At 70.3% G+C, this 22071-nt stretch carries 20 protein-coding genes, 2 tRNA genes and 1 rRNA gene; 11 read left to right on the top strand and 12 right to left on the bottom strand.

Going from position 1 to position 22071, the window contains the following annotated elements; genetic code table 11:
* Positions 1-35: 35 nt before the first annotated feature.
* The 4 genes from QFW77_RS08065 to QFW77_RS08050 form a co-directional block, all read right to left on the bottom strand.
* Positions 36-494, bottom strand: coding sequence for a hypothetical protein (locus QFW77_RS08065; protein WP_280573970.1), 459 nt, complete (start codon positions 492-494; stop codon positions 36-38).
* A 1127-nt stretch (positions 495-1621) separates the two neighbouring features.
* Complete coding sequence (gene gcvH, locus QFW77_RS08060) at positions 1622-2017, bottom strand: glycine cleavage system protein GcvH (RefSeq protein WP_280573969.1); 396 nt, start codon at positions 2015-2017, stop codon at positions 1622-1624.
* 140 nt (positions 2018-2157) lie between these two features.
* On the bottom strand, positions 2158-3264 hold the full coding sequence (gene gcvT / locus QFW77_RS08055) for a glycine cleavage system aminomethyltransferase GcvT (RefSeq protein WP_280573968.1): 1107 nt from the start codon (positions 3262-3264) through the stop codon (positions 2158-2160).
* A 184-nt stretch (positions 3265-3448) separates the two neighbouring features.
* Entirely contained in the window at positions 3449-4705 is a 1257-nt protein-coding gene (locus QFW77_RS08050; protein ID WP_280573967.1) for a 6-phosphofructokinase, read from the bottom strand.
* 133 nt (positions 4706-4838) lie between these two features.
* Between QFW77_RS08050 and QFW77_RS08045 the strand changes: the two genes are divergently transcribed.
* From QFW77_RS08045 to QFW77_RS08030, 4 genes are all read left to right on the top strand, one after another.
* On the top strand, positions 4839-5420 hold the full coding sequence (locus QFW77_RS08045; RefSeq protein WP_280573966.1) for an adenylate kinase: 582 nt from the start codon (positions 4839-4841) through the stop codon (positions 5418-5420).
* Between the two features lie 3 nt (positions 5421-5423).
* On the top strand, positions 5424-5933 hold the full coding sequence (locus QFW77_RS08040) for a hypothetical protein (protein ID WP_280573965.1): 510 nt from the start codon (positions 5424-5426) through the stop codon (positions 5931-5933).
* Positions 5934-6003: 70 nt separating this feature from the next.
* A complete protein-coding gene (mpl, locus tag QFW77_RS08035; protein WP_280573964.1) occupies positions 6004-7377 on the top strand; it encodes a UDP-N-acetylmuramate:L-alanyl-gamma-D-glutamyl-meso-diaminopimelate ligase in 1374 nt (457 codons plus the stop codon).
* Between the two features lie 72 nt (positions 7378-7449).
* A complete protein-coding gene (locus QFW77_RS08030; RefSeq protein ID WP_280573962.1) occupies positions 7450-8028 on the top strand; it encodes an LON peptidase substrate-binding domain-containing protein in 579 nt (192 codons plus the stop codon).
* A 12-nt stretch (positions 8029-8040) separates the two neighbouring features.
* Here QFW77_RS08030 and QFW77_RS08025 read toward each other — a convergent pair whose 3' ends face one another.
* Positions 8041-10050 (bottom strand): bifunctional DedA family/phosphatase PAP2 family protein, encoded by a 2010-nt coding sequence (locus QFW77_RS08025; RefSeq protein WP_280573960.1) that lies wholly within the window; start codon positions 10048-10050, stop codon positions 8041-8043.
* A 109-nt stretch (positions 10051-10159) separates the two neighbouring features.
* On the opposite strand from QFW77_RS08025, the gene QFW77_RS08020 reads away from it, so the two are divergent.
* Together QFW77_RS08020 and QFW77_RS08015 are read left to right on the top strand one after the other, a co-directional pair.
* Positions 10160-10822, top strand: a complete 663-nt coding sequence (locus QFW77_RS08020; protein WP_280573958.1) for a protein kinase family protein — start codon at positions 10160-10162, stop codon at positions 10820-10822.
* A gap of 99 nt (positions 10823-10921) precedes the next feature.
* Entirely contained in the window at positions 10922-11740 is an 819-nt protein-coding gene (locus QFW77_RS08015; RefSeq protein WP_280573957.1) for an SDR family oxidoreductase, read from the top strand.
* A 22-nt stretch (positions 11741-11762) separates the two neighbouring features.
* On the opposite strand, the gene QFW77_RS08010 is transcribed toward QFW77_RS08015, so the two are convergent.
* Positions 11763-12644 (bottom strand): ion transporter, encoded by an 882-nt coding sequence (locus tag QFW77_RS08010; protein WP_280573956.1) that lies wholly within the window; start codon positions 12642-12644, stop codon positions 11763-11765.
* A gap of 61 nt (positions 12645-12705) precedes the next feature.
* Between QFW77_RS08010 and QFW77_RS08005 the strand changes: the two genes are divergently transcribed.
* Positions 12706-13926, top strand: coding sequence for an acetylornithine transaminase (locus QFW77_RS08005; protein WP_280573955.1), 1221 nt, complete (start codon positions 12706-12708; stop codon positions 13924-13926).
* 37 nt (positions 13927-13963) lie between these two features.
* Here the strand turns inward: QFW77_RS08005 and QFW77_RS08000 are convergent, their stop codons facing one another.
* From QFW77_RS08000 to thiE, 4 genes are all read right to left on the bottom strand, one after another.
* Positions 13964-15088 (bottom strand): trans-sulfuration enzyme family protein, encoded by a 1125-nt coding sequence (locus tag QFW77_RS08000; protein ID WP_280573954.1) that lies wholly within the window; start codon positions 15086-15088, stop codon positions 13964-13966.
* 52 nt (positions 15089-15140) lie between these two features.
* Positions 15141-15806: an HAD family hydrolase gene (locus QFW77_RS07995; RefSeq protein WP_280573953.1), complete on the bottom strand. Its 666-nt coding sequence runs from the start codon at positions 15804-15806 to the stop codon at positions 15141-15143.
* The gene (gene hemL / locus QFW77_RS07990; RefSeq protein WP_280573952.1) at positions 15803-17095 is read right to left on the bottom strand and encodes a glutamate-1-semialdehyde 2,1-aminomutase; all 1293 of its coding nucleotides are present in this window, start codon (positions 17093-17095) and stop codon (positions 15803-15805) included. The genes QFW77_RS07995 and hemL overlap by 4 nt, the downstream gene beginning before the upstream one ends.
* Before the next feature lie 64 nt (positions 17096-17159).
* Positions 17160-17798 (bottom strand): thiamine phosphate synthase, encoded by a 639-nt coding sequence (gene thiE / locus QFW77_RS07985; protein WP_280573951.1) that lies wholly within the window; start codon positions 17796-17798, stop codon positions 17160-17162.
* 68 nt (positions 17799-17866) lie between these two features.
* Here thiE and QFW77_RS07980 point away from each other — a divergent pair, with 68 nt between their 5' ends.
* The gene (locus tag QFW77_RS07980) at positions 17867-18061 is read left to right on the top strand and encodes a rubredoxin (protein ID WP_280573950.1); all 195 of its coding nucleotides are present in this window, start codon (positions 17867-17869) and stop codon (positions 18059-18061) included.
* A gap of 28 nt (positions 18062-18089) precedes the next feature.
* On the opposite strand, the gene QFW77_RS07975 is transcribed toward QFW77_RS07980, so the two are convergent.
* Together QFW77_RS07975 and QFW77_RS07970 are read right to left on the bottom strand one after the other, a co-directional pair.
* On the bottom strand, positions 18090-18935 hold the full coding sequence (locus QFW77_RS07975) for a SirB1 family protein (RefSeq protein WP_280573949.1): 846 nt from the start codon (positions 18933-18935) through the stop codon (positions 18090-18092).
* 44 nt (positions 18936-18979) lie between these two features.
* Positions 18980-19423: a DUF192 domain-containing protein gene (locus QFW77_RS07970; protein WP_280573948.1), complete on the bottom strand. Its 444-nt coding sequence runs from the start codon at positions 19421-19423 to the stop codon at positions 18980-18982.
* A gap of 581 nt (positions 19424-20004) precedes the next feature.
* Between QFW77_RS07970 and QFW77_RS07965 the strand changes: the two genes are divergently transcribed.
* The 3 genes from QFW77_RS07965 to QFW77_RS07955 all read left to right on the top strand — a co-directional run bounded on the left by QFW77_RS07965 (position 20005) and on the right by QFW77_RS07955 (position 21876).
* Positions 20005-21549: ribosomal RNA gene (locus tag QFW77_RS07965) — 16S ribosomal RNA — on the top strand.
* A 106-nt stretch (positions 21550-21655) separates the two neighbouring features.
* Positions 21656-21731 (top strand) — tRNA-Ala (locus QFW77_RS07960).
* A gap of 68 nt (positions 21732-21799) precedes the next feature.
* Positions 21800-21876, top strand: a tRNA-Ile gene (locus QFW77_RS07955).
* Positions 21877-22071: the final 195 nt, after the last annotated feature.

Raw genomic sequence — 22071 nt, 5'->3', positions numbered from 1 at the left:
GAGGGAGTCCTGACCTACGAACAATCGGGGCTTGCTTACATCAGCGGAGCGGGCGCCGCCGGAATCACGACCGGAGCCGCCTTGCCGGCACGCCGCGCAGGCTTGGCCTTCTTCTTCGCGGCCTTCTTGGCCGGCTTCTTCTTGGCCGCCTTCTTGGCGCGCTTCTTGGTGGCGGTCTTGGTTGCCGCCTTCTTGGCCGGACGCTTCTTGGCCGCCTTCTTGGTGGTCTTCTTGGCCGACTTCTTGGTGGCCTTCTTCGCAGTCTTCTTGGCCGCCTTCTTGGCGGTCTTCTTGCGGGCTACCTTCTTGGTCGCGGCCTTCTTGGCGGTCTTCTTCTTGGCTACCTTCTTCTTGGCTGCCTTCTTGGTCGCCGGGCGCTTGGCGACCTTGCGGGTTGCCTTCTTGGCGGTCTTGCGGCTCGCCTTCTTCGCCTTGGCGACCTTCTTGGTCGCCTTCTTGGCGGGACGTTTCTTTGCAGCTTTCTTAGTGGCCATGGGATGGCTCTCCTCGTCAGTGGACTTGCTTTGCTTCTAGTGCCCAGAACGCAAACGCATCGCGGGTATCGGACCCGCGATCAACCGCCGACGCGCACCGCGCATCGGGACGGATGAGGTGCCGGCGCGAAGTCCGCCGGCGGCCGCGGACAGGGTCCGCGTCGAACGAAAGCACCCGCGACGCGATGCGTCGCGGGTGCGGTGTCGGAATGAATGTCGTTTTTGCAGGAGAGACGAAGGCTGATTCCACCTTTGGCAAGTTCGGGGCGGAAGGCTGAGTTGTCTGGTGCGTTTTTCGTCTTGACTCGGATCACTCGTTCCTGCAGCAACGTCTGCTTGGGCGAAACCTAATCACGGTTTTTTCAACTGTCAACACCCCGACGCGATAATTCTCGGCCGCCGGTCAGGGCGGATCGCCGGTCGGGGCGCTGCAACCGCGGCCGGCGACAACGCTGGCTTCGCGGCCGCGCCATCGCCCCCTTCATCGCGCTCGCAGGAAAGCGCTTTTTTAAAGCACTTTTCCGCGAAGCGTGCATGCGCGGCCGAGGGACGTGGCACGGCGCTGCGCGCAACGCGCGGAACCGGCGCGCGTCCGTCGCCGCCCGACCGGCAGATGAAAATGGGCAGAGCAACGGAGGTCGGATTTCGCATCGCACAAGTCCGTTTGCGCGAAAGTGCGCGAACTTCGCGCCGTCCGCGAGCGCGCCTTTCCGCTCGTGCGGACGTTTCCCGCGGCAGTGCCAGGCACGTCGGCGCGAGCAACGCGACGGCGTTCGAGGTTCGCCAACCGAGCTCGAGACACGGGCCCGGACCGATCGACGCGCTCCGGTCGGCCAGGGTGCATGGTTCGCGTGACGAGGATCGATGGGGCGCGCGGGCGCGCGGAGGCGATGCACGGCCGGGCGGGAGCGGGACGGCCGGCGCCGAAGCCGTCAGGCCAGGCGGAAACGCCCGACCGCATCGGCGGCGCATCGGTTCGGGAGCCCGGTACGCGGTGGCGTACGCCAGTCGATGCCTGCACGCCCCGCGGGGCAGGGGGTTCCGTCGGGGAAGCGGCTACTGCGGCCGCGGCGCGAGTCGGGCTCCGGCCGGGGACGGCCTGCCGTCGCCCGGACGGAACGCGGGGATCAGAGGTCGTCGTCCTCGAGCAGGGACGCGTAGGCGTCCGGGTCGAGCAGTTCGTTGAGCTGGTCGCTGTCGTCGGCCTGGATCACGAAGATCCAACCCTCGCCGTAGGCGTCCTCGTTGATGGTTTCCGGCTTGTCGGCCAGGTCGCCGTTCACCGCGACGATGGTGCCGGACACCGGCGCGTACACGTCGGAGGCCGCCTTGACCGACTCGACCACCGCGGCGGCGTTACCGGCTTCCACGGCGTCGCCGACGTTCGGCAGATCGACATAGACCAGATCGCCGAGCAATCCCTGCGCGTGGTCGGAAATGCCCACGGTCACCTTGCCGTCGTCCTCGACGCGCGCCCACTCGTGGGACTTCATGAACTTCAGGTCGCCTGGGATCTCGCTCATGTCTGGCTCCGGGGTTGCGGGGATCGCGATGTCGGGGAAGCGGACGCTAGTGTAGCGAAGGTGATGCCGGGGTTGTCAGCCCGGCGCATCGCCGGCGTCGCGTGCGGTCGGCGACCGAGGCGGCGGCCGCGCAGGCATGCCTAGCCGAGTACGCCTGGCTGCGCCTGGCCCTCGCGCACGAACGGAAACTTCACCGTCCGCAACGGAACCTCGCGGCCGCGGATGTCCACGCGCACGGCACCGGGATCCCCGGCCGGCACGCGCGCGAACGCGATCGCCTTGCCGAGCGTGGGCGAGAAGGTGCCGGAGAGGATCTCGCCCTCGCCGTTGCCGGTCAGCACCCGTTGGCCATGGCGGAGCACGCCGCGCTCGTCCATGACCAGGCCGATCAGCTGGCGCGGCGCCCCTTCTGCGTGCTGCCGCTCGAGCGCCGGTCGACCGATGAAGTCGCGGCCCTCGTCGAGCGCTACGGTCCAGCCCAGGCCGGCTTCGTAGGGGCTGACGGTCTCGTCCATATCCTGGCCGTAGAGCGCCATGCCCGCCTCCAGCCTCAGGGTGTCGCGCGCCCCCAGACCGGCCGGCGCGACGCCCGCCTCGAGCAGCGCGCGCCAGAACGCCGCGGCATCCGCGTCCGCGATCACCACCTCGAAGCCGTCCTCGCCGGTGTAGCCGGTGCGGGCCACGAACACCGCGGCGCCGGACGCGGTCCGCGCCTCGATGGCGGCGAAGCGGCCCAGCTTCTCCGCCGCCGCGCGATCGTCCGCGTGCAGGAGGCCGATCACCCGCGCCCGCGCCTGCGGCCCCTGCACCGCGATCATCGCCAGCTCGGGGCGCTCGGTCACCTCGACGCCGAACTCGCCGGCGTGCCGGGCGATCCAGGCCAGGTCCTTGTCGCGGGTGGCGGCGTTGACCACCAGGCGGAAGAAGCCGTCGCCGAGGAAGTAGACGATCAGGTCGTCGATCACCCCGCCATCGGGGTTGAGCATGCAGCTGTACAGCGCCTTGCCGGGCTTCTTCAGCTTGTCGACCGAGTTGGCGAGCAGCCTGCGCAGGAACTCGCGAGCGCGGGCGCCGCGCAGGTCGACCACGGTCATGTGGCTGACGTCGAACATTCCGGCCTCGCGGCGCACCTGGTGATGCTCCTCGATCTGCGAGCCGTAGCTGAGCGGCATGTCCCAGCCGCCGAAGTCCACCATCCGGGCGCCGAGCGAGCGGTGGCTGTCGTTGAGGATGGTCCTGCGGGTCATGGCGGCGGCTCGTCTGCGGAGGCCGGGCATTATCCCAGATGCGATGGCGGCGGTCCGGAGGGGCCGTTCGCGACCGCGTCCGGCCGCGCCTGGGCGCGCGCGACCAGCGGCGAGGCGCTGGTCGCATCGCATCCTCGCATCCTCGCGGCCGGGCGGCTGGGCTGCTACCCGGCACCCCTTTCCGTCAGCCGTTCCAGCCGGGCAGCTTTCTCTTGATCGCGACGTTCTTCAGGGTCACGTACGCGGGAATGCCGTCGCGCCCATAGGGCGGGTAGGCCTCGCCGCGGATCAGCGGCTCGAGGTAGCGGCGCGCGGTGGCGGTGATGCCGAAACCGTCCTTGCGCAGGAACCCGGCCGGCATCTTCTTCTCGTGGTTGGCCACCTTTTCCAGCGGCGCGCTCTCGATCTTCCAGCGATAGGGCCTGTCGGAAGTGCGGCGGATCACCGGCATGGTGGCGTTGCGCCCGGCCAGCGCGAACTGCACCGCGGCCTTGCCCACCGCCTGCGCCTGCAGCAGGTCGGTCTGCGAGGCGATATGACGCGCCGAGCGCTGCAGGTAGTCGGGCAGGGTCCAGTGCACCTTGAAGCCGAGCTCGTCCTTGACCTTGCCGGCGAGGTACGAGGCGACCCCGCCGAGCTGGGTGTGGCCGAACGAATCCTTGCCGCCGCCGGCGTCGGCGACGAAGCGGCCGTCGGCGCTCTGGATGCCCTCGCTGGCCACGACCACGCAGTAACCCACCTTCGCCACCACCTTCTCCACCTGGGCGAGGAAGGTCGGCTCGTCGTAGGCCCGCTCGGGGAACAGGATGATGTGCGGCGCGTCGTCCGGTCCCTGGCCCGCGAGTCCGGCGGCCGCCGCCAGCCAGCCGGCGTGGCGGCCCATCGCCTCGTACACGAACACCTTGGTGGAGGTGTCGGCCATCGCCGCGACGTCCAGCGCGGCCTCCCGCACCGAGACGGCGGTGTACTTGGCGGCCGAGCCGAAGCCGGGGCAGCAGTCGGTCACCGCCAGGTCGTTGTCGATGGTCTTGGGCACGCCGATGCAGGTCAGCGGGTAGCCGAACTCGGCCGCCAGCCGCGACACCTTGAGCGCGGTGTCGGCCGAATCGTTGCCGCCGTTGTAGAGGAACCAGCGCACGTCGTGGGCGCGCAGCACCTCGAGCAGGCGCTCGTAGCGGGCGCGGTCGGCGTCCAGCGACTTGAGCTTGTAGCGGCACGAGCCGAATGCCCCACCCGGGGTATGGGCCAGGCCGCGGATCGCCGCGGCCGATTCCTTGCTGGTGTCGATGAGATCCTCGCGCAGGGCGCCGAGGATGCCGTTGCGGGCTGCGAGGACCTTGACCTTGCGCGCGCGCGCCTCGCCGATGACGCCCGACGCGGTGGCATTGATGACTGCGGTGACGCCGCCCGACTGGGCGTAGAGCAGGGTTCCGGATGGCATGGCGGACTCTCGTGGAGGAAAGGAGGGCCGGAAATCGCCGGCGGATACGGTAAGCTGGCGCCTGCGTCGGCGCCCGTGTGGCAGTGTAACGCCACCCCGGCGCCGTCCGGATTCCGTCCGTGTGGAGCGAGCGATGCGACTGGTTCTTCTAGGTGCGCCCGGGTCGGGCAAGGGCACGCAGGCGGCGCGGCTGAAGGACGCGCTGAAGGTGCCGCACATTTCCACCGGCGACCTGCTGCGCGCCGAGGTCGCGGCTGGCACACCGCTGGGGCTGCAGGCGAAGGAAGTGATGGCCCGCGGCGACCTGGTCTCCGACCAGATCCTGCTGGGCATGCTGGAGGAGCGCTTCTCGCGCGACGACACCCGCGCCGGCTTCATCCTCGACGGCTACCCGCGCAACCTGGCGCAGGCCGCGGCGCTCGACGCGCTGCTGCAGCGGCTTGGGCAGCCGTTCGACGCGGCGGTGCAGCTGGCGGTGGACAACGAACTGCTGATCGAGCGCCTTGCGGGTCGTGCCCAGGCCGAGGGCCGGGCCGACGACCAGCCCGATTCGGTGCGCAAGCGCCTGCAGGTCTACGACGAGCAGACCGCGCCGGTGATCGAGTTCTACCGCGAACATGGCCAGCTGACGGTGGTCGACGGGGTCGGCTCGCTGGACGAGGTGTTCGAGCGCATCCTGGCGGCGATCGCGCCGGCGGCCACGACCGCCGGTTGAGCCTTGCCGAACCCGTGGCTGCGGTTCCTCATCCTGCGCGGGCCCCTGCAGGCGCTGCCGCCTGCCTGGCCGCCCACGCTGTTGCTGTGGGGACTGGCGATGGCGGCGGCCGGGCTGGTCGCGCCGCGCGCGCCAGGCGCCGCCTCGCCGATGTTCGCCCTGGCGGCCGTGGAGATCGCGCTGTGCGCGTTGCTGTTGAGCGCAGCGGGGCGCCTGGCGCTGCTGCTGCCGGCGCTGCAGGCGCTGGCGATGGCGGCACTGGCGCGGACCGCGGCAGCGCTGCCGCTGCTCTGGCTGGCGACCCGGCCACCGCCCGCTCCGGACAGCGCCGGCGCACTGCTGCTGGCCGCGGCCGGGGTGCTGGCGCTGGAGGCGGCGCTGCTGGTGTGGTTGCTGCGTTACTGGTACAGGCTATGGCGCGAGGCACTGCTGGCGTCGCGTGCCAGGGTGGCCGCGATCACCGCGGGAATGGCGGCGGCGGGCCTGCTGCTGCACCTGGGCTTGGGGTGGTGAGCGGTTGTGGCGGGTCCGGCGCGGGGAGCGGCGCGCGGCGGCTTGGCGCGGTGACCGGAACGGAGGCGGCTTGAAGATCCACATCCTCGGAATCGCCGGCACGTTCATGGGCGGCGTGGCGGCACTGGCGCGCGAGCTCGGTCACAGCGTCGAAGGCAGCGACCAGGCGGTCTATCCGCCGATGTCGACCCAGCTCGAGTCGCTGGGCATCGGTCTTCGCCAGGGCTACCTGCCCGGGCACCTCTCGCCGGATTGCGATGCGGTGGTGGTCGGAAATGCGCTCTCGCGCGGCAACGCCGCGGTCGAACACGTGCTGGACAGCGGCATGCGCTACACCTCCGGTGCGCAATGGCTGGCCGAGGAGGTGCTGCCGGGGCGCGAGACGATCGCCGTCGCCGGCACCCACGGCAAGACCACCACCACGGCGATCCTGGCCTTCCTGCTGCAGGCCGCCGGACGCGAACCCGGCTTCCTGATCGGCGGCGTCGCCGGCGACTTCGACGCGTCCGCGCGGCTCGGCAGCGGCCGCGAGTTCGTGGTCGAGGCGGACGAGTACGACACCGCGTTCTTCGACAAGCGCAGCAAGTTCGTGCACTACCGGCCGCTGGTGGCGGTGCTCAACAACCTCGAGTTCGACCATGCCGACATCTTCCCCGACGTGGCGGCGATCCAGCGCCAGTTCCATCACCTGGTCCGCACCGTGCCGCGACGGGGGCGCCTGATCGTCAACGGCGAGGACGCGCGCCTGGCCGAGGTACTCGACATGGGCCGCTGGACACCGGTCGAGCGCTTCGGCATCGACGGTCGCTTCGAGTGGAACGCCCGCCTGGAACGGGCCGACGGCAGCGCGTTCGCGGTGCTGCGCGGCGGTCGCCAGGTCGGTACCGTGCGCTGGTCGCTGCTGGGGCGCCACAACGTGATGAACGCGCTGGCGGCCATCGTGGCCTGCGCCGCGGTGGGGGTCGATGTCGCCGCGGCGATCCCGGCGCTGGCCGGGTTCCGCGGCATCCGCCGGCGCATGGAGCTGCTGGGCGAGGCCGACGGGATCTCGGTGTACGACGATTTCGCCCACCATCCCACCGCGATCGCCACCACCCTGGCGGGCCTGCGGGCGCGGGTGGGAGACGCGCGGGTGGTGGTGGCGATCGAGCCGCGCAGCAACTCGATGCGGCTGGGCGCGCACGCCGAGGCGCTGGCGCCGGCACTTTCCGGCGCCGACGCGGTGGTCTTCCTGCACCGCCCGGAACTGGCGTGGGATGCCGGCAGGGTGGTCGAGGCGGTGCGTGGCCATGCCGAGGCGGTGGCCGATGTCGACGCGCTGATCCGCGCGCTGGGCGGGTTGGCGCGGGGCGGCGACCATGTCGTGTTCATGTCCAACGGCGGTTTCGACGGCGCTCCGCAGCGCTTCCTGGCCGCCCTGCGCGGCGAGCAGGCCGGCGCCTGAGGTCGCGTGCGGGCGCGCCGCCCGACGCGGTGGCCGGTGTTCATCGGCGCCGATCCGTGGCACAACTCCCGCATGAGCGAGCCTGAAACGCTGCCGCTGTTTCCGTTGCACTCGGTGCTGGTGCCGGGAGCGGCGCTCGGGCTGCGGATCTTCGAGCCGCGCTACCTGGACCTGGTGCGCGACTGCGGCCGCAGCGGCGGCAGCTTCGGCATCTGCCTGATCCTCGACGGCGAGGAAGCCGGCGCGCCGGCTTCGCCCGCCGCCTACGGCACCGAGGCGCTGATCGAGGACTTCGATCGAGGCGCGGACGGCTTGCTGTCGCTGCGGGTGCGCGGCGCGCGCCGCTTCCGGGTGTGCAGCACCCGGGTGCGCGACAACGGCCTGGTGGTGGCCGGGATCGCGTGGCAGGACGATGACCCGAGGGTGGCGCTGCTGCCCGAACACGCGCTGCTGGCGGAGCTGCTGCGGCGGATCCTGGAGCATGCCGGTGCGGCGGTCTCGGCGGTGCCCAAGGCCCGCTTCGACGATGCAGGTTGGGTCGGCTGGCGCCTGGCCGAGCTGCTGCCGCTGGAGGATGCCCAGCGGCAGGCGCTGCTGCAGGAGGCCGACCCGCACCGGCGGCTGCAGCGGTTGCTCGAATTCGTCTCCTGAGGCCCGGCCGGGTCAGCCGGGCGGAGGGACCGGCGCCGCGGCGGTGCGGACCCGCAGCACCGGCCTGCCGGACGGTCGCTCGACGTCGCTGCGCGCCTCGAGACCCCGGACGTCCTCGCGCAGCCGTTCCCAGGCCCCGGCGCCTCCGTCGCTGCGCGGCTGCCACAACCCGAACAGGCCGAACGGCCGGGTGTAGTCCAGGGTCTGCGCCGAGCCGATCCAGAGCGGCGTCCCGCCGCTCAGGCGCGCCGGCGCCCGCCAGAGCCGCAACACCTGGACGCGTCCGGGGGCGAGCTGGCGACGCAGCAGCAGGGTCTCGGCGCTGGTTTCGAGGGTGGCCGGCAGCACGGGCTGGTCGGCGGGGGGGAGGTCGTCGTCGAGCAGGCCCAGGGTCGCGGTCCAGTCGGCCTGCGGCTGTACCCGCCAGCCGTGCGCTTCCAGATGCGCCTGCAGCGCCGGCAACGGCCCGGCCACCTGGACGTCGAGCGGCCAGCGCAGCGCGCTGTCGCGTTCGTTGCGCTGCGCCGGCAGCCGCTGCCAGCCATCGCGCCACCATGCGGCCGGGCTCATCGCCAGGCTCGGCAGCGGCGGGGTGAAGCTCGCCAGCAGCGGATCCACCGCGCGCGGCGCATGCCATGCCGCCGCCAGCGCGAAACAGCCGTAGAACACCCAGGCCAGCGGCCGCATCCAGAACGAGCGCGCGACGTGGCGCCGATAGGCGATCCCCAGCGCCAGCAGCCAGACGATCCCCAGCAGCAGCCCGCCCACCACGTCGCTCAGCCAATGCGCGCCCAGGTAGATCCGCGAGAAGCCCAGCAGGGCCACCACCACGCCCGCGACGAGATAGGGCCACACCCGGCTGCGGCCCGGCAGCTCGCGTGCGATCAGCACCGCGAAGAATCCGAAGGCGATGGTGGTCATCGTCACCGCCATCGACGGGAAGCCGAAGCCGAGGTGCGCGGTAGGCGGCTGCGGCATGTCGATCAGCCGTTCCAGCACCGTGGTCAGCACCAGCCCGAAGGCCAGCGCCGCCAGCCAGTGCGCTGCGGCGATCCAGCGCCGCCGCCACAACAGCCACAGCGTCGCGAGCCCGGCCGCCGGCACCAGAACCGCCGCGTCGCCGATCGAGGCCAGCCCGGCGAGCATGCGGTCGGCCAGCGGATTGCGCAGGGAGACCATGAACTCGTACACGCTGCGATCGAGCATCAGCGGCTCGCCGCGCATCAGCACCGTGGTCAGCAGCGCGAACCAGGCCCAGGCGATCGCCAGCAGGCACGCGGCGAGGATCGCCAGCGATGGCGACTCCGGCCGGTTCGGGTCGATCAGCGCCGCCGCGTAGCGGCCCAGGCGGGGATGGGCACGGGTCCACTTCAGCGCCCGGGCCAGCAGCGCGTTGGCGTGGCCGTCGAACCAGCGCCAGGTGTAGAGCACGCTCGCCCAGGCCAGCGCCATCACCGCCAGCATCGCTCCCAGCACCAGCGCCAGGCGGTCGGCGACCGCCGCCACCGCATCGTAGGAGGCCCCGAACAGCCAGCCCGGGGCCAGGAACGCGGCCGACCAGGACGCCGCCGCGAACAGGCTCACCGGCACGTAGCGGCGCAGCGGCATCCGCAGCATCCCCGCGATCGCGGGGACGAACGGCCGCACCGCCCCGACGTAGCGCGCGATCAGAATGCTCTTGCTGCCGTGCCTGCGGAACAGGGTCTCGCCGCGTTCCAGGAGTTGCGGATAGCGGCGGAACGGCCAGTGGGCATGCATCTGGGCGCCCCAGCGGCGCCCGACCCAGAAGCTGAGCGCATCGCCGGCGAAGGCGCCCGCGGCGGCGCAGGCGATCGCGTAGCCGCCGTCGATGTGGCCCAGGCCGATCAGCGTCCCCACCGCGAACAACAGCGGCAGCGCCGGCACCACGATCCCCAGCACCACCAGCGAATCGAGGAACGCGATCAGGAAGATCAGGCCGCCCGCGGCGACGGGGTGGGCGCTGATCCAGGCGAGGATGCTGTCGAACCAGGCATCTGTCATCGCCCAATTATGGCAGCCGCGCTGGGTGCGGCGGTCCGCGCTCGAACAGGGTGGCGTGCCGGGTCGGCCGGGCCGCGCCCTCCCTGGGGGTAGCGCCTACAATGCAGCGATGGCACGCGAGGAAGCGATCGAGATCCAGGCGCTCAAGGCCGACAGCTTCGGCCGCATCGCGCTGATGCGCGACGCGCGAGGCCTGTTCGTACGCCGCGATCTGGCCCACGTGCCGCTGTGGCTGCGGCTGCCGGCCTGGTGGCTGGCGCGACGCGAGGCGCGCGGCCTGCGCCGGGTGGCCGGGCTGGCGGCGGTCCCGCAGCTGCTGGGCTGGGACGGCCGGCGCCTCGATCGCAGCCACCTCGCGGGCGCGGCGATGTACCAGCGCCCGCCGCGCGGCGACCTGCGCTATTTCCGCCAGGCCAGGCGGCTGCTGCAGGCGCTGCACCGCCGGGGCCTGGCGCACAACGATCTGGCCAAGGAGGCCAACTGGCTGGTGCTGGAGGACGGCAGCCCGGGGATCATCGACTTCCAGCTCGCCGCCTGCGGCGACCCGCGCGCGCGCTGGATCCGCCTGCTGGCGCGCGAGGATCTGCGCCACCTGCTCAAGCACAAGCGCATGTACTGCCGCCAAGCGCTGACCCCGGTCGAGCGGCGCCTGCTCAAGCGCCACTCCTGGCTGCGCGACCTCTGGTTCCGCACCGGCAAGCCGGTCTACCGCTTCGTGACCCGCCGCCTCCTCAAATGGGAGGACAATGAGGGGCAGGGGCCGAAGCCCTGAGAGCCGGGATCGGTCATTGACGATTTGTTGTTCGCGAGAGCATCGGGCCGGGTGCGCTAGCATCCGGCGAAACACGAATCACGAATAACGGACGCCCCTATGGCCACCCTGGCAGGCAAGACCCTCTTCATCACCGGCGCCTCGCGCGGGATCGGGCTGGCCATCGCGCTGCGCGCGGCGCGCGACGGCGCCAACGTGGCGATCGCCTCCAAGTCCGACGTGCCCAACCCGAAGCTGCCCGGCACCATCCACAGTGCCGCGCAGGCGGTGGCCGACGCCGGGGGACAGGGGCTGGCGCTCAAATGCGACGTCCGCGAGGAGGAGCAGGTGCGCGCGGCGGTGCAGGCGACGGTCGACGCCTTCGGCGGCATCGACATCCTGGTCAACAACGCCAGCGCGATCTGGCTGCGCGGGGCGCTGGAGACGCCGATGAAGCGTTTCGACCTGATGCAGCAGGTCAACGCGCGCGGCAGCTTCCTGTGCGCGCAGGCCTGCCTGCCGCACCTGCTCGAGGCCGCCAATCCCCACATCCTGACCCTGGCGCCGCCACCGTCGCTGGATCCGAAATGGTGGGCGCCGCACACCGGCTATACCCTGGCGAAGATGGGGATGAGCTTCGTCACCCTGGGCCTGGCGGGAGAGTTCGGCCCGCGCGGCGTGGCGATCAACGCGCTCTGGCCGCGCACCCTGATCGCCACCGACGCGCTCAACATGATCCCCGGTGTGGAGCAGGGCAATGGCCGCGACCCGGCGATCATGGCCGACGCCGCGCATGCGATCCTCACCCGTCCCGCGCAGGGGTTCAGCGGGCGGTTCCTGATCGACGACGAGGTCTTGCGGGAAGCCGGCGTCACCGACCTGGATCGCTATGCGGTCGATCCGTCGATGCCGCTGTTGCCGGATCTGTTCCTCGACTGAGGCGGGCGCGGGCGCGGCGGCGTCAGTCCGCGCGGGGCAGCGAGGCGCCGCACCGGCGGCAGTGCGCGGCATCGGCGGCGTGGCCGAGCAGCCCGCAATGCCCGCAACCGCGCACGTCGTGGCTGCGGGCCTCGTCCTCGGCCTCGCGCAGGTTGTTGATCAGCTCGGCGGTGTAGATGCCGGTGGGCACGGCGATGATGCTGTAGCCGATCAGCACCAGCACGGAGGTGACCACGCGGCCGGTCGCGGTGTGCGGGACGATGTCGCCGAACCCGACCGTGGCCACGGTGATGATCGCCCAGTACATGCTCAACGGAATGTTGTCGAAGCCGTTGGCGGGCCCCTCGATCACGTACATCACCGCGCCCGCGATCACCACGATCGTGAGCACCGCGGAGATGAAGACGAAGATCTTGCGACGGCTGCGCCACAGCGCGCGGGCGAGCACCCCGCTTTCCTCCACGTAGCGGGTCAGCTTGAGGATCCGGAACAGGCGCAGGATGCGCAGGATCCGCACCACCAGCAGGCTCTGGCTGCCGGGCAGCAGCAGCGACAGGTAGGTCGGCAGGATCGACAGCAGGTCGATCACCCCCCAGATGCTCAAGGCGTAGCGCAGCGGCCGGCGCACCACCAGCAGCCGCAATACGTACTCGGCGGTGAACAGCAGGGTGAACGCCCATTCCAGGCGATAGAGCAGGCGCGCGTGCCCGTGGTGGATCGAGGCCACGCTGTCCAGCATCACCGCCAGCACGCTGGCGAGGATTGCGACGACCAGCAGCAGATCGAAATTCCGCGATATCGGGGTGTCGTGCCGATAGATGATGTCGAACCAGGTGCGGCGCCAGCCGGTCTGGCTGGCGGGCTCGAGGTGCGGGGCGGGCCCCGCGCGGGTGGCCGTGTTCATCGGCCAATTGTGCCGCAGGCGTGGTGAGGGCGAGAATGCGCCATCCCCGGGGCCGCTGATCATGCCGAACCAAACCCATTCTCCGCTGGCGCTCGCCGCCCGCTACCTGCCGGTGTATCGGCAGCGCGAGCTGCTGCTCGAACGCGGCCTCGGCTCCAGGTTGTGGGACAGCGAAGGCCGCGAGTACGTCGATTTCGCCGCCGGCATCGCCGTGTGCGGGCTCGGGCACGGGGATCCGGACCTGCTGGCCGCGCTGCAGGAGCAGGCCGGCCGGCTCTGGCATACCAGCAACGTCTTCCACAGCGAGCCGCCGCTGCGACTGGCCGATGAGCTGGTGGCGGCCTCGCGCTTCGCCGCCCGGGTCTTCCTGTGCAATTCCGGGGCCGAGGCCAACGAGGCGGCGATCAAGCTGGTGCGTAAATGGGCGGCGGCGCAGGGCAGAGCGCCGGAGCGGCGCACCATCCTCACCTTCCGCGGCTCGTTCCACGGCCGGACCCTGGCCGCGGTGACCGCCACCGCGCAGCCGAAGTACCAGGCCGGCTACGAGCCGCTGCCGGGCGGTTTCCGCTACCTCGACTTCAACGACGTGGCGGCGCTGGAAGCGGCGATGGCGGGCGGCGACGTGGCCGCGGTCATGCTCGAGCCGGTGCAGGGCGAGGGCGGGGTGATGCCTGCCGCGCCCGGCTTCCTGCAGGCGGCGCGCGCGCTGTGCGACCGCCATCGCGCGCTGCTGGTGCTGGACGAGATCCAGTGCGGGATGGGCCGCACCGGTGGCCTGTTCGCGCATTGGCAGGACGGGGTGACCCCGGACATCGTCACCCTGGCCAAGGCGCTTGGCGGGGGCTTTCCGATCGGCGCGATGCTGGCCGGCCCGGAGGTGGCCGAGGTGATGGGGTTCGGCGACCACGGCACCACCTTCGGCGGCAACCCCCTGGCCGCGGCGGTGGCGCGGGTGGCGCTGCGCAAGCTCGGCTCGGCGGAGATCCAGGCCAACGTCGCGCGGCAGGGCGCAGCGCTGCGCGCCGGGCTCGCCGCGCTGGACGACCAGCTCGGTCTTTTCACCGAGGTGCGTGGGCGCGGGCTGATGCTGGGGGCGGTGCTGGCGCCGGATGTGGCCGGGCGCGCCGCCGAGATCCTCGACCATGCCGCTGCCGAAGGCCTGCTGCTGCTGCAGGCGGGGCCGGACGTGTTGCGCTTCGTGCCGCCGCTGAACATCGGCGACGCCGACATCGCCGACGGCCTGCAGCGGCTGGGCGCCGCGCTGCGCGCGCTGCGGCGCTGAGCCCGCACCGCCGGCCGCGCAGGGGCGTCCGCCGAGATCAGAGCGCGGCGAGCGCCTGGCGCAGGTCTCCGATCAGATCCTCGACGTGTTCCAGGCCGACCGACAATCGCAGCAGCCCGGGCGGCGACACCGGCCGATCGCCTTCCACCGAGGCGCGGTGTTCCACCAGCGACTCGCAGCCGCCCAGCGAGGTGGCATTGGTGAACAGCCGCAGCGCGCCGGCCAGCGCGAGCGCGGCATCGCGGCCGTCGCGCAGCTCGATGCTGAGCATGCCGCCGGCATCGGCCATCTGCCGCGTGGCGGCCGCGTGTCCGGGGTGAGAAGCGAGCCCGGGATAGTGGACCTCTTCGACCTGGGGCTGGCCCGCGAGGAACTCCGCCACCCGCCGCGCGTTGGCGCAGTGCATCGCCATCCGCGCCGGCAGCGAGCGGCAGCCGCGCAGCGTCAGCCAGGCGCTGAACGGTGCCAGCGTCGCCCCGGTCACGTGCAGCCGGTGCGCCACCCGCGCGAACAGCGCATCGGTCCGGGCGAACGCCAGGGCCCCGCCCAGTACGTCGCTGTGCCCGCCGAAGTACTTGGTGGTCGAGTGCATCACGATGTCGGCGCCCAGCGCCAACGGCCGCTGCAGCACCGGCGTTGCGAAGGTGTTGTCGCAGGCGAGCAGCGCGCCGTGCTCGTGGGCGATGGCCGCCAGCGCCGCGATGTCGCTCACCTCCAGCAGCGGATTGGACGGCGTTTCCGCCCAGATCATGGCCACCCCCGCACCGCAGGAGGCACGCACCGCCCCTGGATCGGTGGTGTCGACGGCCACCGCCTCGATTCCCCTGGCCGGCAGGAACTCGGCCGCGAGCACCCGCAGGCCGGTGTAGCAGTCGCGCGGAATCAGGATCCTGGCTCCGGGCTCGAGCGACTCGAGCAGCGCCGAGATCGCCGCCATGCCCGAAGCGAAGGTCAACGCCTTCTCGGCGCCCTCCAGCGCGCAGATCGCGGTTCGCAGGCGGTCGTTGGTCGGGTCGCCCTCGCGCTGGTATTCGTAGCCGGCGATCCGCTCGGCAGCGGGTCCGTGGCGGAAGGTGGTGGCCAGGTGGATCGGCGGCGAGAGCGCGCCGGTGGCGGCATCGGCGTCGCCGCCGGCGTGGATGGCAAGGGTTTCCAGGCGCATGGATCGGTTCCGTGGGCGGGCCGTCCGCGGGCTGCGTCCGGTCCGGGAGAAGCTAGCCGATCCCGGCGCCCGCTGCGCGCTCGCCCGGGTCCGGCTGGAGCGCGAAGCCGTGGCGGCGCAACGCATCGCCCAGGCCCGCCGCGTCGGCCACGCACTCGGCGCGCAGGCCCACCGCCCGCGCGCCGGCGACGTTGGCGGGCTTGTCGTCGAGGAACAGCGCGTGTTCGGGCGGGACACCGAAATGCCTCAGCGCGTGGTGGAAGATCGCCGCGTCCGGCTTGCGCATGCGCAGCGCACCCGAACACAGCACCGCGCCCTCCAGCGCCGGAAAGAGCGGGGCCAGCAGCGTCCGGCAGGCGACGGCGAGCAGCGCGCCGTTGTTGGTCAACACCCCGACCCGCGCCTGGGCGGCCACCGACCGGGCCAGCGCGAGCACCGCCGGATCCACGCGGCTGCCCGCCAGCCGCGAGGCGATCCACCGGGTCTCGTCGACCGGCGCGCCCAGGCCGTCGCCGAGCCGGGCGAGATAGGTCGCCGTGTCGATCAGCCCGGCGTCGTATTCGTCTTCGAGCCCGGACTCGAAGAGCACCGCGGAGACGCGCTCGCCGGACACCCCGCAACACCCCGCCAGATGGGCGATACGCGCCTGGTGCGAGTAGCTGGCCAGGACGTCGTCGAAGTCGAACAGCACCAGCCGGGGCGGCGCGCCCCCGGTCATTGGCGGACGGCGGCGAACGCGGCGCGCGCAGCCTCGATCGTTTCGGCGACGATCGCCTCGTCGTGGGCGGCGGAGACGAAGCCCGCCTCGAACGCCGACGGCGCCAGGAACACCCCGCGGCCGAGCATGGCGCGGAAGAATCGCGCGAACGCGGCGGCGTCGCAGGCCACCGCGCCGGCGTAGCTGTCGACCATCGGCGATTCGGTGAAGAACATGCCGAACATCGCGCCGACCCGGTTGCTGGTGAACGGCACGCCGGCCTCCTGCGCCGCCGCCTCCAGCCCGTCGCACAGCGCGTTGGCCGTCGCCTCCAGGCGCTGGTGGAAGCCGGGCTCCTGCACCAGCTCCAGCATCGCCAGCCCCGCGGCCATCGCCACCGGATTGCCGCTCAGGGTGCCGGCCTGGTAGACCGGCCCGGCTGGCGAGACCTGCTCCATCAGCTCGCGGCGGCCGCCGTAGGCGCCCACCGGCATGCCGCCGCCGATGATCTTGCCGAAGGTGGTGAGGTCCGGCGCCACGCCGTAGCGCGCCTGCGCCCCGCCGAGCGCGACGCGGAATCCGGTCATCACCTCGTCGAAGATCAGCACCGCGCCGTGGCGGGTGCAGAGCTCGCGCAGGTGCCGCAGATAGCCCTCGCGCGGCGGCAGGCAGTTGGCGTTGCCCACCACCGGCTCGATGATCAGCCCGGCGATGTCGTCGCCGGAGCGGTCGAACAGCGCGCTGGCGGCGTCGAAATCGTTGTAGGGGAGGGTCAGGGTGAGGTCGGCCAGCGCCTTCGGCACGCCGGGCGAGTCGGGCACGCCGAAAGTCAGCGCGCCGCTGCCCGCCTTGACCAGGAACGAGTCGCCATGGCCGTGGTAGCAGCCTTCGAACTTGACGATCCGCGCCCGTCCGGTGGCGCCGCGCGCCAGCCGGATCGCCGACAGCGTCGCCTCGGTGCCGGAATTGACCATCCGTACCATTTCGCAGGACGGCACCAGCCGGGTCAGGGTCTCGGCCATGGTCACCTCGGCGGGGCAGGGCGCGCCGAAGGAGAGCCCGTCGCGGGCCGCACGCTCGACTGCCTCGCGCACCCGCGGGTGGTTGTGGCCGGTGATCATCGGGCCCCAGGAGCCCACGTAGTCGATGTAGCGGTTGCCGTCGACGTCGAACAGGAACGGGCCGTCGGCGCGGGCGACGAAGAACGGGTCGCCGCCGACCGACCTGAACGCCCGCACGGGAGAATTCACCCCGCCGGGCATCAGCTCGCGGGCGCGGGCGAAAAGGGCGTTCGAGCGCTGCTGTTTCATCGATCGGGTCCTGTGGCGGAGCGTTGGCGGCGCCCGCCGGGGGCGGAGGCACCGGGCGGAGGCGTCAGGGCGGCGCCGGAGCATCGAAGCACTGCCGCAGGGCGCGCGCCGCGGCCGGCGGGTCGGGAGCGTCGAACACGGCGCCGATCACCGCCACCAGGTCCGCGCCCGCCGCCACCAGCGGGGCTGCATTGTCGGCGGTGACGCCGCCGATCGCCACCCGCGGCAGCGCCCAGCAGGCGGCCGCGCGCAGCAATCGCGCATCGGCGCGGCGCGTGGTGATCTTGCTGCGGGTGGGGTGGAAGGCGCCGAAGGCGAGATAGCTGGCACCGGCTGCGGCCGCGCGCGCCGCGCGCTCCAGGTCGTCGTAGCACGACACGCCGACCAGGGCGCCGGCGCCCAGCGCCTGGCGCGCCGTCGCCGGGTCGGCATCGTCCTCTCCGAGGTGGACGCCGTCGGCCGCGACCGCGCGCGCCAGCGCCAGGTCGTCGTTGACGATCAGCGGTACGCCGGCCGCGGCGCAGCGCGCCCGCAGGGCGAGGGCCTGTTCCCGGCGCAGTGCCGCGCCCGCGGCCTTGTTGCGGTACTGCAGCCATGTTGCCGCGCCCAGCACCGCGTCGACCCGACGCAGCAGCCGCGCGGTGTCGGGGTCGTCCGGGGTGATCAGGTAGAGGCCCCGGGGCGCGGCGCTGGATCCGTTCATGCACGTTGGTTCCGATATCTGCCTTCAGGTGGGACAATGGCGCATCCCGCACCGCAGCGCATCACCGGATGAACCAGCCCGTCTCGCAGGCCGCCGCCTACCGCACCTGGATGTGCGTCGTCTGCGGCTACATCTACGACGAGGCCGCGGGGCTGCCCGAGGAGGGGATCGCCCCGGGCACGCGCTGGGAGGACGTGCCCGCGGACTGGACCTGCCCCGACTGCGGCGTCACCAAGGACGATTTCGAGATGATGCCGCTGTAGCGTAGCCGCGCCGCCCCGGGTCGCCGGCTCAATTGAGCCGGCCGGGATCGGTGCTGGCCTCGATGAGGTACTCACGCACCGCCGGCGCGTCCGGCGCGTCCGGCGCCAGCAGCAGGTAGCGCCCGAGATCCTGGCGCGCGCCGCGGCGGTAGTCGAGCTGCAGGTAGCCGAGCCCGCGGTCGCGCAGCGCTTCGGCGTCCTCGGGCAGGAGCTTGAGCACGCGATCGGCGCAGCGCACAGCCCTGGCCCAGTCGCCGCGCTCGGCGTAGACCCCGTGCAGATTGCGCAGCATTCGCGTGAGGATCGCCCGGTGCGAGGCGGGATGCAGGATCTGCTGCAGGACGTGGTCGTCGATGGCGTTGCCGCCCACGTGCGGACGCGCGCGCTCGCGCAGCTCGTCCACGTCCAGCGGGCGCCCGCGGTTGAACGGGTCCATCACCAGCAGCCCGTCGTCGACCGGCAGCCGCACCAGGAAATGCCCGGGGAACGACACCCCGTCCAGCGGCATGCCCAGGCGCCTGGCGACTTCCATCTGCACCAGCGCCAGCGAGATCGGGATTCCCAGGCGCCGCTCGAAGACCTCGTTGAGGTAGCTGTTGCGCGGGTCGTAGTACTCGTCGTGGTTGCCGCTGTAGCCGACCTCGTCGAACAGGTACTCGTTGATCGCGAGCATCTTCAGCGGCCACAGCGGGATCGCCTCGATGCGTGGGCGTAGCTGCGCGACGTGGCGCTGCAGGACGCCGTCGTACTGGCAGGGGTCGAGATCGGGATACTCGTCGCGCGCGATCAGCAGCGCAGTGCCCAGCAGCGGGACGGAAGCGTCGTCGAGGGCGGCCAGCCTGTCCCAGTCCGGCAGCGGGGATTCGTGGTCCATGGTCCAAGCCTGCGCCGGGCGCAGGCGTTGCGCAAGGCGCCGATTCAGCGATCGGCGATGCCCGGGCCGAGCCGCAGCGATTCGCCATCGCTCAGGCCGAGCCGGGCCGCTTCGCCCGCGTTCAGTTCCAGCACGTAGCGCGCCGGTCCCGCGCTCGGGTACGCGGGGCAACCGACGCCGCTGGTGCAGGGCGGCACGTCGCGCTGCTGCGAGACCAGCCGCAGGCCATCATCGAAATACAGGATGTCGAGCGGTATGCGGGTGTTCTTCATCCAGTAGGCCTGGCGCTCCTCGCGCTCGTGGATGAACAGCATCCCCCGGTCTTCCGCCAAGGCGTCGCGGAACATCAGGCCGCGGGCGCGCGAGTGGTCGTCGGCGGCGATCTCCACCCCGTAGCGGCGCCCCCCCAGCTCGACCCAGGGTTCGCCGGCGCCGGCGCAGGCGGCGCACAGGAGCAGCAGCAGCGGCAGCAGGTTCAGGTTTCGCATCTGGTGGCGTGTCCGGGCGCGGGGCGGGTCCGGGCGACCTTCCTGCAGGCGTCCGGCGGCGTCAAGGGGGACGTTGGTCGAGAGTTGAGCGTACCCCCTTCCCAGGCCCCCGCAACCCGTGCACAATGCGCCCCCCGCCACGGCGCGGCCGGCACGTCGGCCACCGCAGCGGGGCGAAGAATCGGCCATCACGAGGTGTTGACGTTCTTCGAAACCGCGCTAGAATGTGCGGCTCCCTCGACGGGAACGCCTCCGGGCCGAACGTTGAACGGATGGCAGGGTCGCCCCGAAAAAGGGTGTTGACGAAAGCCAAAGTCGCGCTAAGATGGGCGGCTCACCTCGACGGAAGTCGAGGTTCGCGGAACCAGGCGCTGAGGCCGGTCCCGGAAGTTCTTTGACAGTGTGCGCAGGTGACTTGTGCGGGCGTCTGGCGGGTGGATGACCATCCAACTTGCAGACGTTCGTAACAGAGCAACAAGTCAATTCAAATGCATGCAAATGCAAGCGAGTAATTTGGGGCTCAGGAGCGACGACTGCACTCAAGCTATTGGCCGAGTCCTTCGGGGCGAAGCCGCAAAACTTAAGTGAAGAGTTTGATCCTGGCTCAGAGTGAACGCTGGCGGCAGGCCTAACACATGCAAGTCGAACGGCAGCGCGGAGGAGCTTGCTCCTCTGGCGGCGAGTGGCGAACGGGTGAGTAATGCATCGGAATCTGCCCAGTCGTGGGGGATAACGTAGGGAAACTTACGCTAATACCGCATACGACCTTCGGGTGAAAGCAGGGGATCTTCGGACCTTGCGCGATTGGATGAGCCGATGTCGGATTAGCTAGTTGGCGGGGTAAAGGCCCACCAAGGCGACGATCCGTAGCTGGTCTGAGAGGATGATCAGCCACACTGGAACTGAGACACGGTCCAGACTCCTACGGGAGGCAGCAGTGGGGAATATTGGACAATGGGCGCAAGCCTGATCCAGCCATGCCGCGTGGGTGAAGAAGGCCTTCGGGTTGTAAAGCCCTTTTGTTGGGAAAGAAAAGCAATCGGTTAATACCCGGTTGTTCTGACGGTACCCAAAGAATAAGCACCGGCTAACTTCGTGCCAGCAGCCGCGGTAATACGAAGGGTGCAAGCGTTACTCGGAATTACTGGGCGTAAAGCGTGCGTAGGTGGTTCGTTAAGTCTGATGTGAAAGCCCTGGGCTCAACCTGGGAATTGCATTGGATACTGGCGGGCTAGAGTACGGTAGAGGGTGGCGGAATTCCCGGTGTAGCAGTGAAATGCGTAGAGATCGGGAGGAACATCCGTGGCGAAGGCGGCCACCTGGACCAGTACTGACACTGAGGCACGAAAGCGTGGGGAGCAAACAGGATTAGATACCCTGGTAGTCCACGCCCTAAACGATGCGAACTGGATGTTGGGTTCAACTAGGAACTCAGTATCGAAGCTAACGCGTTAAGTTCGCCGCCTGGGGAGTACGGTCGCAAGACTGAAACTCAAAGGAATTGACGGGGGCCCGCACAAGCGGTGGAGTATGTGGTTTAATTCGATGCAACGCGAAGAACCTTACCTGGCCTTGACATGCACGGAACTTTCCAGAGATGGATTGGTGCCTTCGGGAACCGTGACACAGGTGCTGCATGGCTGTCGTCAGCTCGTGTCGTGAGATGTTGGGTTAAGTCCCGCAACGAGCGCAACCCTTGTCCTTAGTTGCCAGCACGTAATGGTGGGAACTCTAAGGAGACCGCCGGTGACAAACCGGAGGAAGGTGGGGATGACGTCAAGTCATCATGGCCCTTACGGCCAGGGCTACACACGTACTACAATGGGAAGGACAGAGGGCTGCAAACCCGCGAGGGCAAGCCAATCCCAGAAACCTTCTCTCAGTCCGGATCGGAGTCTGCAACTCGACTCCGTGAAGTCGGAATCGCTAGTAATCGCAGATCAGCATTGCTGCGGTGAATACGTTCCCGGGCCTTGTACACACCGCCCGTCACACCATGGGAGTTTGTTGCACCAGAAGCAGGTAGCCTAACCGCAAGGGGGGCGCTTGCCACGGTGTGGCAGATGACTGGGGTGAAGTCGTAACAAGGTAGCCGTATCGGAAGGTGCGGCTGGATCACCTCCTTTAGAGAACCGGACGGCACTCGCCTGTCCAGGCGTCCGCACAAGTGACCTGCATCCAGTAGTTCCCGGCGACATGCCACGACATGCCCGTCGAGGGAGCGTCCCTTACGGGGCCATAGCTCAGCTGGGAGAGCACCTGCTTTGCAAGCAGGGGGTCGTCGGTTCGATCCCGACTGGCTCCACCACGCTCCCCGGCATGCGGACTCCTTCGCGGCAGCGGCCCACCTGGCCGGTGCCCGGGACGAGCATCTTCGGGTCTGTAGCTCAGGTGGTTAGAGCGCACCCCTGATAAGGGTGAGGTCGGTGGTTCGAGTCCTCCCAGACCCACCATCGATGCGAGCCCGCTAGAAGTACTGGATGACCTGCACACACTCAAGAATTGATACGCAGCGGCGCTGAAGCCGTTGCGATGATCTTTGAAAATCGGGATGTAGCGAAGCGTTTGAGACGAATGTCCAGACGTGTCGTAGAGGCTAAGGCGGGGGCTTCGAGCCCCTGAAACTTGAATGTCGTTGATATTCGCAA

This window comes from Luteimonas endophytica (assembly GCF_029887875.1).
Taxonomy (GTDB): domain Bacteria; phylum Pseudomonadota; class Gammaproteobacteria; order Xanthomonadales; family Xanthomonadaceae; genus Luteimonas; species Luteimonas endophytica.
Note: the sequence above shows the minus strand (reverse complement) of the source record. Positions and strands in the feature narration are given on the sequence as shown.